We start from the raw sequence: 12896 nt of genomic DNA, 5'->3' as shown, positions 1-12896 counted from the left end.
TTTGTGATGGGGTGGTGGGTAATGAGGTGAAATCTTTCTTGCCACCTCCCTATCTCCCCATCCCCCTATTTCCCCACTTCCTCTGTTAGTTGTAACTGCGCCAGACGCCAACTAGGGAACCTTGCACCTGCACCTGCATGGCAGGTACTTCAATGGGGTTGTACCTTGGGTTGGCAGGTTTGAGGGTGACGCGATCGCCTTGGCGATAAAATCGCTTTAATGTTGTACCGTATCCATCCACTCTGGCGGCGACAATAGTACCATTTTTGAGTTGATCTGGTTCTGGTACGGGGCGCAGAAATACTAAATCTCCATCAACGATGCAATCTTCAATCATGCTGTCGCCTGCTACCCGCAAAGCATAAGTTTGGGATGGCAAAGACAAATTAGAAAAGTCAAGATGTTCGACTGCATCGGTAAATGGTTCTATTAAACCACCAGCAGCAATTGCACCCAAGATTGGTATACCATGTTTTAATGGACGTAAAATTCTAATCGTCCGTGCTTTTCCTTCACTCCATTCAATGTATCCTTTAGTGCGTAAATGTTCCAGGCGACTTTGAATTGGCGCTGGTGACTTCAAATTCATTGCCTGCATCATCTGCCGAATCGAAGGCGAATGCTGGTGTTGTCGAATATATTCCGCCAACCATTCGTAAAGTTCTTGTTGCGCTTCTGTTAGTCTTTCCATAAATTTGTAGGGAGGTAAATATAAATGTTCTTAGAACATTAGTACTACAAAAAACCCCCCTACGGAAAGAGAAAAGTAAAAAGTTAAAAATTAAAAGAAATTACTTTTGACTTTTGACTTGTTTACTCTGCTTCTAAAAAGCTAGCAAGTAAAGCTTTTTGTACGTGCATACGATTTTCGGCCTGATCCCAAACGTGTGAGTGCGAACCTTCGATGACTTCATTAGTAATTTCTTCGCCACGATGGGCTGGTAAGCAGTGTAAAACAATCGCTTCTTTTTCGGCCAGGCTCAACAGTTGCTCATTGATTTGATAAGGTTGGAAAATTGGTAAGCGATCGCCTGCTTCTGATTCTTGCCCCATACTTGCCCAAACATCCGTGTAAAGCACATGAGAACCCTTGGTTGCTGCTTCGGGATCGTTAGTGACTATTACTTGCGTTTTATTAGCTGCGATCGCGCGTGCTTTTTCGATAATTGTTGCATTTGGTTCAAATCCATTCGGTGTGGCAACTCTCACATTCATGCCTACCAAAGCACAACCAAGCATTAAAGAATTAGCAACATTGTTACCATCACCAACATAGGTCAAGGTTAGTCCAGAAAGTGTGCCAAAACACTCTTTAATCGTCAATAAATCGGCTAAAACCTGACAAGGATGCTCTAAGTCAGTAAGAGCATTAATTACTGGAATCTTGGCATAATGGGCAAAAATTTCCAATTCCTGCTGTGCAAAAGTGCGAATTGCCAAAATATCCAAATATCTATCCAAAACCCGCGCTGTATCCTGTACGGGTTCACCACGACTAACTTGCGTGACATTTGGATTTAGGTCTATTACTTGTCCACCCAGTTGGTACATCGCCACGGTAAAACTTACCCGTGTGCGAGTTGAAGCCTTAGAAAACAATAGCCCCAACACCTTGTGACACCGTAACCTCAACTGTTGAGATTTCAGTTGGGTTGCCATTTGCAGAAGTTCTTGAACCTCTTGGGAACTGAGGTCTGCCAGACTTAATAAATCTCGTCCGCTCAACGCTGCCATGCTTCTAGTTTGTAAAGAAAAATTATGTCTTTTCGTTTCTGTACACAGCCGTGCAAAAAGTAGCGCTTTAAAACTGTACCAAATATTCCTACATCTAACCTAGAGTTTCAGGTTATTGTGATGTTGATATTAGTTTATCTGTGCTTAAAGTTCGCAAAATAGCAGAAGTACTGTTGTGAAAGAAGTTTATGTGTACCTAGTGAGAAACTAATTTTTTTTGCTATTTTTGGTTTACAACTAGCTAGGTTATGGTAAGATGGTAAATCAGCGCGGCTTTTGAAAGTAAAAGCTAGTTTGCGTTCATACTTAATCAAGCCTGCGCCAGCATAGCACAGTGGTAGTGCATCCGACTTGTAATCGGAAGGTCGTCGGTTCAAATCCGACTGCTGGCTTTTCATGCGAAACCCCCAAAATTCGGGGGTTTTAGCTTGTATACATTCACAAATTAGATGTCTCAATTTTTTAGTAGAGGCGAATATCGTACATGCCCAAAGTCTTTGAAAATTTTATGTGCATCTAAGCAAAGACTATCAGCAATATCACAATATTTTGTCAATTATTGCAAAAAATTACTGCTAGTCAAATTTGGTAAAATAAAAGTCCTGATTAAGAAAAGCAATGCTAATTTAAAAAGTAGGCACAGACAAATAAAACCTTTAACCAAAGCCTTTAGGCTAGAGCTTGTGCCTCCGCCTCTAGTCTCATCGCAACTAATCCTAGGTTATTGCATCCGAAGAATGTGTTTTCGCCTTGAGTTCATTTAGTTGTTTTGGAGGTTTTTGAACGCACAGCCAAGAATGCCTGCCTAGCTGGAATGAATTACGGATGCTTTAGTTTGAGGATGTAGTTGCGAGTCTCGTCCACATTAGTTGAGTTATTCCTAATCTGAATTTCAACTCGTATAATTCCATAGCATGTTTAATAAACTACCGCTAGTTACTGACATTGTTCGGTCGTAATAGCGGTAGTTTAGTTTTGCTTAACCTTGTAGGGTAATAATAGTTACTTCTGGTGGACAAAACAGGCGACCTGGTGGGTAAGTTCCTAAACCGCGATTGACATATAACTGGTTTGTCCCGACGTAATGAAACCCCTGTGCCCATTCCCAATGTCGCATCACTTTAGCCAAACTTCCTTTCAAAAAGGGTATCCTTCGCCTCACTCTTTTAGGTATTTTGTCAATCAGCTGCTTATAATAAACAACTACTGGGCCAACTCCTGGCAACACAAGCTGACCGCCGTGGCTATGACCGGATAATTGCAAATCTACTCGCCATTGTTTTAAAAATTCGGCAGTATCTGGGTTGTGAGATAAGACTATACGGGGTTTTGCAGGATCTAATTGGTTCATCACCGATGCAGGATGAAATTCCCGCGACCAATAATCAGCAAGTCCAACCAGAGGTAATTCTTCTCCTAGTGGATAGGCTATTTCGTTCCAAAGAACTGCGATCCCGATGCTAGTTAATGCATCTGTAATTTCTGCTTTTGAGCGATGATAGTAGATATCATGATTGCCTAGTACAGCATAAATACCAGCGCGGCTTTGTAAATTTTTTAGTTGCAGTACTAGCTTGTGAATTGGAGTCGGATCGTCGGTTACGTAGTCACCAGTTAGTATAACTAAATCAGGTTCTGCTTCATTGCTGGTGGCGATCGCTTTTTCTAACATTTCTTCTGACAACCGCAAACCATCGTAATGTAAATCTGACATCTGCACCAGCTTCGTACCTTTTAACGATGCTGGCAAATCCTGAATATTAACCGTCAATGTCTCTACACTTAAAGAACCAGACAACAACCAGTGCATTGCGCTGACATTACTCCTCATACCAGCGCCTTTAGCTTAACAAATATTCATCTTGTTAATCGTATGGCTACGGCGATCCGGATTTAGATTTGCGATGGGCAAATCCTCTCTACTTGCATCGCCTCTTGGAATCACCCGAGTTCAGTGAATTTGATGGTATAGCCACTGGGATTTTACGCGAAAACGCCTTTTCTCTTTATATAAATAAAAAATAAGCTGGTTTTATAGCAATATATATTCGCGATCGCTTGTTCTTCTCTTCAAAAAGGTAGCAATTTGAAACGCACCAGGGGCGCTGAGTAAGCGCAGAGGATCGCAGAGTTCTTGGTGAAAAATTTCGCGTACGAACTTATTTTACCCAAAGACTACAATCCACAAAGGCAGCATTAGGAGTAACAGCAGTGTAGAAAGGATGATGCTGCTGGCAATTAAATCGCGGTCTAAATTATACTCTTCTGCCAAAATTAAACCGGCAAAAGCCGAGGGCATACCAGACATTAAGACCATTGCCAGACGGCGATCGCCTGATAATCCCAGTAACAAAGTGGTTGCTAAGCCAACGAATAGGGGTGTAACACCAACTTTGATGGCAGCTGGTAAGACGGCTAGTTTAATACTTTTCCAGCCGCGCAATTGACCTAAGCGGATACCAGTTAGCAAAAAGGCGCAGGCGATCACAATGCTTACAGATCCTTGCAATCCTGATTCAATTACTTGTGGTAGTTGTACTTGTTGAGTGAGAATACCAATGATAAAAGCCCAAAGAGGAGGTACACTCAGAATCTCACGCAGTTGCATCCACCAGCGAGTTGAGGGTTTTGATTGACTAAAGTAGCTGGCAATTACTACTCCCATGCCATAAGGCCCGACAAGGTTATGAGTAATACTGTAGAGTACAGCCCAGCCCAGAGCATCAGAATTAATTAAAAACGGGGCAATTCCTAAGCCCACGAAGCCAGTATTACCCAAGACGGTGGCAAGTATAAAACTGCCTTGAGTATTTGAATCAAGACTATAAAAAGAAGAAACAGGGACACGAGTTTGCGAGGACATGGGGAAATAACTCACCTTGTCTTCCAAAACAGTGCCATCATTTACCCTTGAGTTGTAAGGCAGTAACCTTTTCCATCCCCATAAAACCAGGAATGCTACGATCAAACCTAATACTAGCGCTCCTATTGTCACTACTGGTGCTAGTAGAGGTAGGCTTACCCCGCTATTAAATTGTCCTAGTTGACTTTGACGGGCTAATGCAAAAAGTTCTAGGGGCACACCAACCCAGTAAAGACCGCGACCTAAGAAACGGGGAAGCCATTGAGGTAAGAATCTAAAAATAAATAGCCCCAAACTCATCCATAGAATCAGGGGCGTATAAGCATGTAACAGGTTATCTGTCATAAATAATACTTAAAATTAATAGATATACCGGGATAGACTTGAGGGAATGGGGAGAATAACTAATGACCAATGACTATTGACTACCGTAATTAATTCACTCTTATTAAGAATAAATATTTTAAAGTTTCCTGACAACTTCGCTAGCTATAAGCATCCTTCTAATGATTTCTATGAACCTGACGCGATCGCAAAATAATAAACTTTTACACGAAACTCTGCTACATCAATGCGATCGCCTTCATAATAAAACCATTACTGAGAAGTTCTCGGTTCTGCTAATAGTGGGCAATATTTGCAACGTTCTAAAAAGGCAGTGCCGAAAGCTTCAGAATCACAAGATTTTGGGAGGAAGACAGTGAACAGCGAATTACCCCTGATTGTTCAGTGTCGCTGCAATGATGCTGACTACCGCAAGGAGAATCCCGAAGTGCCCTACAGTCCACAGGAGATTATCAGGGAAGCTGTCCGCGCTTGGGAAGCAGGAGCATCAGTTTTTCACTGGCACGCACGTGACCCCGTTTCTGGTAAGTGGCGCAACGATGTAGAACTCTATTTGGAAGTCATTCAGGGAATCCGAGAAAAAACCGACCTGATTATCAATCCCACCCTTGGTTATACTAATGCGGAGAACAATGTTCAAGAGCGTGTTGGCTACATCTTGGCAGCAAACAAAGATCCACTGCTGCGTGTGGATATGGTCGCTTTGGAGTTTGGCTCGTTTAACGTAGACTATTGGGATTCCCAGGCGAAGGAGTTCATTACGTACGACAAAGTATACTCAAATTCTCGCGCTCATATTCGGGATTTACTCAAGATACTTACAGAACAAGGTGTCTTCGTAGCTTGTACTTGTTGGGACATTGGGCAAATTCGGACGGCACGCTATTTCCAAGAGATGGGATTGTTGTCGCGGAATACCCTTTGGGACTTTATCTTTACGGGAGACTTGATGCCGAGTAGTCCAGCACCAACACTCCCTGCTTTGCAAGCGATGATAGATGCTATTCCTCCAGGCGAGCAATGGCTAGCGCTTTGCTGGCATGGAGACGCGATGCCTTTGGCAGCTTGGGTAATTACACTGGGAGGACACATTGGCATTGGGCTTGGAGATTGGCCTTACACTCGCTTTGGCAAGCCACACAACGGCGAGGTCATAGAAAAGGTTGTCCAGATGGCACATATTCTGGGTCGGGAAGTAGCAACACCAGCGCAAGCACGCGAAATTCTCAAAATGCCGCCACGTCCGGAACTGCCAACTCGCAAACAAAGCAATTCTGCATATGCGATCGCACAGTAAAAGGGGAGATGGGGTGATGGGGAGTAGTCAATTAAAAATTAAAAATTAAAAATTAAAAATTTTTAATTTTACATTTTTAATTCCCCGAAGGGGAGATGGGGTGATGGGGAGAATAACCACTAACCACTAACCACTAACAACTGACCAATGACTAATGACTAATGACTATTGACTAATGTCTAAACCAATAGAAATCCGCAATCCCCGCACGGGCAAATATGATTACGTAATTATACCACCGCCTCCAAAATTGTTAATACAGCAATGCAATCGCTTGCGGAGAGCGCAGCAAAGCTGGTTGCGACTTGGTTTGGAAGGGCGAATTGAAGCTTTGCAGCAGTGGAAGCAAGCTATAATTTCTGGGCGAGATAAACTTACCGAAGCTTTAGTTGCTGATACGGGAAGATTGTCTATTTCGGTAATGGAAATAGACTCGTTTCTTTCCAGCATTGATAGATGGTGTAAATTAGCACCAAAGTTATTGGAAGAAACAGAAAAAGAGACAGCAGTACCATTTATTAAACTCGAACAAACAGCAGTTCCTTATCCTCTGGTGGGAGTGATTAGTCCCTGGAATTTTCCACTTTTGCTTTCCACTATTGATACTATTCCAGCATTGTTGGCAGGTTGTGCCGTTATCGTCAAACCCAGCGAAATTACTCCTCGCTTTATGGCACCACTTTTGGCAACAATCAACGCCATCCCCCAATTGCGGGATATATTAAGTTTCGTAGAGGGAGGAGGCGAAACTGGTGCTGCTATCGTCCAAAATGTCGATTTGGTATGCTTTACCGGGAGTGTGGCAACAGGGCGAAAAGTAGGAGAAGCAGCAGCAAAACGTTTTATACCTGCTTTTTTGGAATTGGGAGGCAAAGATCCAGCGATCGTTTTGGCATCAGCTGATTTAGAATTAGCAACCTCAGCAATTTTGTGGGGTTCTGTAGTCAACACCGGACAGTCATGCCTTGCAATAGAGCGAATTTATGTTGCTAATTTTATTTTTGAACAGTTTGTGGAACGATTGGTAGCTAAAGCCGAACGCCTGCAATTAGCTTATCCTACAGTTGAAAGCGGAGAAATTGGGCCAATTATTGCAGAAAGACAAGCAGCAATTATTAGCGACCATCTGCTAGATGCACTGGAAAAAGGAGCAGTTGTACACTGCGGCGGCAAAGTCGAAGATAGTGGTGGAGGGTGGTGGTGTCGTCCTACAGTTCTCACTCAGGTTAATCATGAGATGAAAGTGATGACCGAAGAGACATTTGGCCCGATTATGCCTGTGATGCCATTTTCCACACCAGAAGAAGCAATTAACTTGGCGAATGACACCATTTATGGACTGAGTGCAGCGGTGTTTGCCCAAGATGAAACCAAAGCATTAGCAGTTGCCCAGCGTATAGATGCGGGTGCTATAAGTATCAATGATGCGGCTCTGACTGCCCTGATACACGAGGGAGAAAAAAATTCCTTCAAGTTTTCTGGTTTGGGTGGTTCCCGCATGGGGCCAGCAGCAATAACGCGGTTTATGCGGAAAAAGGCATTTTTGATTAAAACAAAGTCTATTGCCGATCCCTGGTGGTTTAATACCCAGTAAGCCAGTTAATATATTCAGGAGAGTTTTAATGTCTAACATCAAACAAGAAATGCCCCTTCTTGCCCGTCACGAAGGAGAATGGGAAGGTATATATACAATTATCGATGCTGCGGGTAATGTTATTGACAAGCATCACTCATACTTAATCCATCAATTTCCAGAAAATGGTTCCTATCCCTACGACCAAATCAATAAGTATACATGGGAAGACGGGAAATTTGAGGAACATCATTTTCCAGCAACATACCAAGATAAAAAAATTTGGTTCGATACCGAACGTCTTCAAGGTTATGCATGGGAAGTAGATGACTCTATCATTATTTTGTGGTTTAAGTACAAAGCTTTACCAGAAGCCCATATGTATGAAATGATCCATCTTAGTTCTTGTAGAAATTATCGCGATCGCACTTTACATTGGTTTAAAAACAATCAAGTCTTTAAACGCACAATGATGCAAGAACATCGAGTCAAATAATCAATTTAGGTTTCCAAAAGAATTTATCAACAGAACTTAATGGCGACACGAACCGTCCCTTGTATTTTGAGGGCGGGCTGTCTGGCCCACCCCACAAGAATCATCCTTTGATTATGCAACACCTTAAATTTTTTAGGTGCGTTAACGATGTGTAATACCATTTCTCCAAATACTTGATGCTTTGCGATCCCCCCAACCCCCCTTAAAAAGGGGGGCAAAGAGAAATGGTATTACGCACCATGACTTCACCTAGCTTCAAGTTCAAAATTTTGGAACATTCATCGCATCAGGGAGAATTTGCAGTCTGAAGAGTCAAATGACAGCTAATAGTTTTGGTATGTTGAAGAGAGAATTTTGAATGGCTAAAAGGCATGGCAAGAGCTGAAAAAATCAATTTCTCTACCCCTAGTGGTTTTCCAGAATTTCTTCCTGGCGAAAAGCGCTTGGAATTATATTTGCTTGATACAATCCGTCGGGTTTTTGAAAGCTATGGGTTTACCCCCATCGAAACTCCAGCAGTAGAACGTTTGGAAGTTTTGCAAGCAAAAGGTAATCAAGGCGACAACATAATTTATGGTATCGATCCCATCTTGCCTCCCAATCGGCAAGCAGAAAAAGACAAGTCAGGAGAAACAGGTTCGGAAGCACGTGCTTTAAAATTTGACCAAACAGTTCCCCTGGCTGCGTATATTGCCCGTCACCTCAATGACTTGACATTTCCTTTTGCCCGTTATCAAATGGATGTTGTATTTCGGGGCGAAAGGGCAAAAGATGGTCGTTTCCGCCAGTTTCGCCAGTGTGATATTGATGTAGTCGGTCGTCGGGAATTGAACTTACTCTACGATGCTCAAATGCCCGCTATTATTACTGAAATATTTACAGCCATCAATATCGGTGATTTTATTATTCGCATCAATAATCGCAAAATTCTCACTGGTTTCTTTCAATCAGTAGGGATTGAAGCAGATAAAATTAAATCCTGTATTGGTATTATTGATACCTTAGAAAAAGTCGGTGAAAATAAGGTCAAGCAGGATTTAGAAAAAGATGGTGTTTCCTCAGAGCAAGCCCAAAAAATCATCGACTTTATTAAAATTAGAGGCGCTGTTGACGAGGTATTGGATAAGCTTAAATACTTCGCTCAAACCATGCCAGAAGCCGAACAATTCAATCTGGGAGTGACGGAACTAGAAACAGTGATTGCAGGCGTTCGCAATCTCGGAGTTCCGGAAAATAGTTTCTGTATAGATTTATCTATTGCTCGTGGTCTTGATTATTATACTGGTACAGTTTACGAAACTACTCTGATTGGGCATGAAGCCTTGGGTAGCATTTGTTCTGGCGGTAGATATGAAGAATTAGTTGGAGTATTTTTAGGCGAAAAAATGCCTGGTGTGGGCATTTCGATTGGTTTAACTCGCTTAATGAGTCGCTTGTTAAAAGCTGGCATTTTGAATACCTTTGCACCTACACCAGCACAGGTGATGGTGGTAAATATGCAAGAGGATTTAATGCCACTTTACCTCAAAATTTCTCAACAATTGCGTCAGGCAGGAATTAATGTTGTCACTAGCTTTGATAAACGTGGTATTGGCAAACAATTCCAGCTAGCTGACAAACAAGGAATTCAATTCTGCGTGATTATTGGTGCGGATGAAGCCGCAGTCCAAAAATCTTCGCTCAAAGATTTGAAAAGCGGCGAACAGGTAGAAGTATCTCTGGAAAATTTGGCTGAAGAAATTAAAAGCCGATTGGCGTAACTTTTTCCAGGCTAAAGCTTGGAACGGAAAGATATAAATCTAAGCTGTTTTGCATTTAATTTGCACTTGGCGGGGCGGGCAAGATGCCCACCCCACAAGAGTTTCCTTAAAATCTATTTTGTAAATTAAAAGATTTTCAGCTTACCAGGGTGATATGAAAATTAAACGAGCTTTTTTAGACACAGAAGATGGTCAAATTCACTACCGAATCGGTGGTGAAGGAAAACCTCTTTTGCTACTACATAGAAACCCAAGTAGCAGTAACGAATTTCAAGATTTGATGCCAATCTTTGCTGAAACAAAGCGTGTCATCGCAATGGATTTGATGGGACTCGGTGATTCTGATAAACCTCCCAGAATTTATTCTGTCGCTGACTACGCCAAGACTGTAATTATGCTTTTGGACGAGTTAGGCATAAAAACAACAAGCATTCTTGGACACCACACGGGCGCTTATGTAGGTGCAGAAGTAGCAGCAGCGTATTCAGACCGTGTGGATAAACTCATACTATGTAACGTGGATGATTTTACTGAAGAACAAAAAGCAGCGATCGCCAATAGATATTATCAAGTCTTTCAAATTAAACCAGATGGTTCGCACCTGATTGAAAGATGGTCATTTCGTGCCCAATATGTAGGATCTACAGAGTTAAATCACCTGTGTATGTTAGACGAGGCGAAATGCTATGGCTATCCTCCCTATGCACCTTTAGCTTTTATCAACTATCCGTATTTAGAACGATTTCGTTTAATCCAATGTCCTACCCTCGTTCTATCAGGAACTGAGGATATCAAAGGACTGGTGAAACTGGGTTTAGCACAAGCAGAAAACCGCAATTTTATTAAACAAGTAATACCCCAAGCAAAAGTTATCGATATTGAAGGCGGAACATTCTGTATGATGCATCAACAGACACAAAAAATATCGAAAGTAGTATTAGAATTTTTGGATGTTTTATGAGTCCTAAAACTTATAAAAAACTGATTGCCAAACAGCATAGCCATAACTTCAGAACTGCTGTTGAAATTGTCGAAGTCCCGATTCCTGAACCTGCTGCCAATGAGATAGTTATTCGCAATAAATTCGCTGGAGTGAACGGCGGATTTGACACGTTACTTTGCCGTGGTGATGTTCCCTACGTCAAATTAACTCCCCCGTTTGATTTGGGTGTAGAAGTGGTAGGAGAAATTGTTGCTGTCGGGAGTGATGTCAAAGATTTCCAAGTTGGTGATGCTGTCGAAACCACCGCGCGTGGAGGAGGATATCGCGAGTACCAAGCCGTAGATGCCAAGTTAGCAATTAAAGTACCGGAAGCGACACCAGAGATTTTAACACTTATGCCTACTGGTGTTTCAGCCGTAGTAGCATTAGAACAAGTCGGCGAAATGAAAAGCGGGGAAACAGTCCTTGTCAGTGCCGCAGCAGGCGGAACAGGACATATCGCCGTGCAAGTGGCAAAACTAGCAGGAAATCATGTCATTGGAGTTTGCGGTTCTGACGCAAAATCAGAATTTCTCAAGCAACTGGGATGCGATCGCATTATCAATTATCGCGCCGAAAATGTCGGCGAAGTCCTCCAGCGAGAATATCCCAAAGGCGTCAACCTAGTATTCGAGTGTGTTGGTAAACAAATGTTCGATACCTGTGTTGAGAATTTAGCAGTGCGGGGACGCTTAGTGGTTGTTGGTTTTATATCTGAGTATTTAAATAACTTTGAGAGCGTCAATCAACCGCGAATATATAGTAAGCTGTTTTGGAAAGCTGCTTCTGTGCGTGGCTTTCTCATGCCACTATATGCAGAACACATGCCAGCAGCACGCGATCGCCTGTTAAATCTGCTATACTCCGGTCAAATTAGAATTGGCATCGATCCGACTCAATTCCAAGGCTTAGAATCAATTCCTGATGCTGTCGAATATATGCTTGGTGGCAAAAATTGCGGCAAAATTGTTGTCAGGATTTAGTTAGTAGATAGTGGTTAGTGGTTAGTGGTTAGTGGTTAGTTGTCCTTTGCCCAATGACTATTGACTATTGACTATTGACTAATGACTGCCACACACTTAATTTCAATAATCAATTCTGGTCTAGATAAAGCAGCGACGCCAACAGCTGTCCATGTTGGAAATTGATTGGTAAAATAACGAGCTTTGACTTCTCTAAAAAGTGGTAAATAGGGAATCGCTAAATTTTCTGGTGTCCCAGCAGCAGCGGATGCATTTTGCGCTTCTCCTACATTTACCACATGATAACTAATCATTTCTACCACATCATCAAAGGTAGCTCCTGCTGCGTCCAACACCTTCTTGACATTTTCAAAAGCTTGCACAAACTGGGCTTCTACGCCTTTGACAATTTGCAAATTCTCATCTCTGCCTACTTGTCCAGAGATATATAAGGTATTACCGACTTTAATGCCGGGACAATATTGAAACTTTTCATAGAGAATTTTCATCCCTTTGGGAATAATGACTTCACGAGTAGACATCACAAATTTCCTGATGATGTTTAATTTTCGAAAGAATATACAGGCAATTAAGCATTAGTTCATAGCGAAATTTTTACACCAAAACTCTGCGATCCTTTGCGCTTACTCTGCGCCCCTCTGCGTTTTAAATCCTGTCAAGGTGTGAGTCTTGGAAATGGATTTTTCTTGGTGTCTTTGTGTCTTGGTGAGTCCAGCCCCCGTCTTGGCTTCTGCGGAGATGGGTGACTGGCGAACCCGGAGGGTGGTGAAAAAAGAATGATTGAAACACAAAGACACAAAGAGGAAAATAGTCTTCTCTACTAAGATTTGGGTTCGTTTTTTACCCATCTTGACAGGGCTAGT

Annotated in this window: 12 protein-coding genes and 1 tRNA gene; 7 read left to right on the top strand and 6 right to left on the bottom strand. The window is 42.2% G+C overall.

What is annotated here, in order from left to right; genetic code table 11:
* Positions 1-85: 85 nt before the first annotated feature.
* Positions 86-691, bottom strand: coding sequence for a transcriptional repressor LexA (lexA, locus tag HXY43_RS22905; RefSeq protein ID WP_290888251.1), 606 nt, complete (start codon positions 689-691; stop codon positions 86-88).
* Positions 692-813: 122 nt separating this feature from the next.
* Positions 814-1734 carry an ornithine carbamoyltransferase gene (gene argF, locus HXY43_RS22900; protein ID WP_290888248.1) on the bottom strand — a complete coding sequence of 307 codons (921 nt, stop codon included), beginning with the start codon at positions 1732-1734 and terminating at the stop codon, positions 814-816.
* Between the two features lie 320 nt (positions 1735-2054).
* On the opposite strand from argF, the gene HXY43_RS22895 reads away from it, so the two are divergent.
* Positions 2055-2126: transfer RNA gene (locus HXY43_RS22895), tRNA-Thr, on the top strand.
* 587 nt (positions 2127-2713) lie between these two features.
* Here the strand turns inward: HXY43_RS22895 and HXY43_RS22890 are convergent.
* Positions 2714-3544, bottom strand: coding sequence for a metallophosphoesterase (locus HXY43_RS22890; protein ID WP_290888331.1), 831 nt, complete (start codon positions 3542-3544; stop codon positions 2714-2716).
* A gap of 354 nt (positions 3545-3898) precedes the next feature.
* A complete protein-coding gene (locus tag HXY43_RS22885; RefSeq protein WP_290888245.1) occupies positions 3899-4942 on the bottom strand; it encodes an AEC family transporter in 1044 nt (347 codons plus the stop codon).
* A gap of 355 nt (positions 4943-5297) precedes the next feature.
* Here HXY43_RS22885 and HXY43_RS22880 point away from each other — a divergent pair, with 355 nt between their 5' ends.
* The 6 genes from HXY43_RS22880 (at position 5298) to HXY43_RS22855 (ending at position 12033) form a co-directional block, all read left to right on the top strand.
* On the top strand, positions 5298-6239 hold the full coding sequence (locus tag HXY43_RS22880; RefSeq protein ID WP_290888242.1) for a 3-keto-5-aminohexanoate cleavage protein: 942 nt from the start codon (positions 5298-5300) through the stop codon (positions 6237-6239).
* A gap of 175 nt (positions 6240-6414) precedes the next feature.
* Positions 6415-7833, top strand: a complete 1419-nt coding sequence (locus tag HXY43_RS22875) for an aldehyde dehydrogenase family protein (protein WP_290888239.1) — start codon at positions 6415-6417, stop codon at positions 7831-7833.
* A gap of 28 nt (positions 7834-7861) precedes the next feature.
* Entirely contained in the window at positions 7862-8308 is a 447-nt protein-coding gene (locus HXY43_RS22870; protein WP_290888236.1) for a DUF3598 family protein, read from the top strand.
* 371 nt (positions 8309-8679) lie between these two features.
* Positions 8680-10068 carry a histidine--tRNA ligase gene (hisS, locus tag HXY43_RS22865; protein ID WP_290888233.1) on the top strand — a complete coding sequence of 463 codons (1389 nt, stop codon included), beginning with the start codon at positions 8680-8682 and terminating at the stop codon, positions 10066-10068.
* A 154-nt stretch (positions 10069-10222) separates the two neighbouring features.
* Positions 10223-11029, top strand: coding sequence for an alpha/beta hydrolase (locus HXY43_RS22860; protein WP_290888230.1), 807 nt, complete (start codon positions 10223-10225; stop codon positions 11027-11029).
* Positions 11026-12033, top strand: coding sequence for a quinone oxidoreductase family protein (locus HXY43_RS22855; RefSeq protein WP_290888227.1), 1008 nt, complete (start codon positions 11026-11028; stop codon positions 12031-12033). Before HXY43_RS22860 ends, HXY43_RS22855 begins: the two co-directional genes overlap by 4 nt.
* 71 nt (positions 12034-12104) lie before the next feature.
* On the opposite strand, the gene HXY43_RS22850 is transcribed toward HXY43_RS22855, so the two are convergent.
* Positions 12105-12554, bottom strand: coding sequence for a RidA family protein (locus tag HXY43_RS22850; protein WP_290888224.1), 450 nt, complete (start codon positions 12552-12554; stop codon positions 12105-12107).
* 102 nt (positions 12555-12656) lie between these two features.
* The coding region (locus HXY43_RS22845; protein ID WP_290888221.1) for a hypothetical protein at positions 12657-12896 on the bottom strand (240 nt) is incomplete at its 5' end.

Source organism: Fischerella sp. (assembly GCF_013388695.1).
Lineage (GTDB): Bacteria > Cyanobacteriota > Cyanobacteriia > Cyanobacteriales > Nostocaceae > PCC9605.
This window is presented reverse-complemented; position numbering and strand designations above follow the sequence as displayed.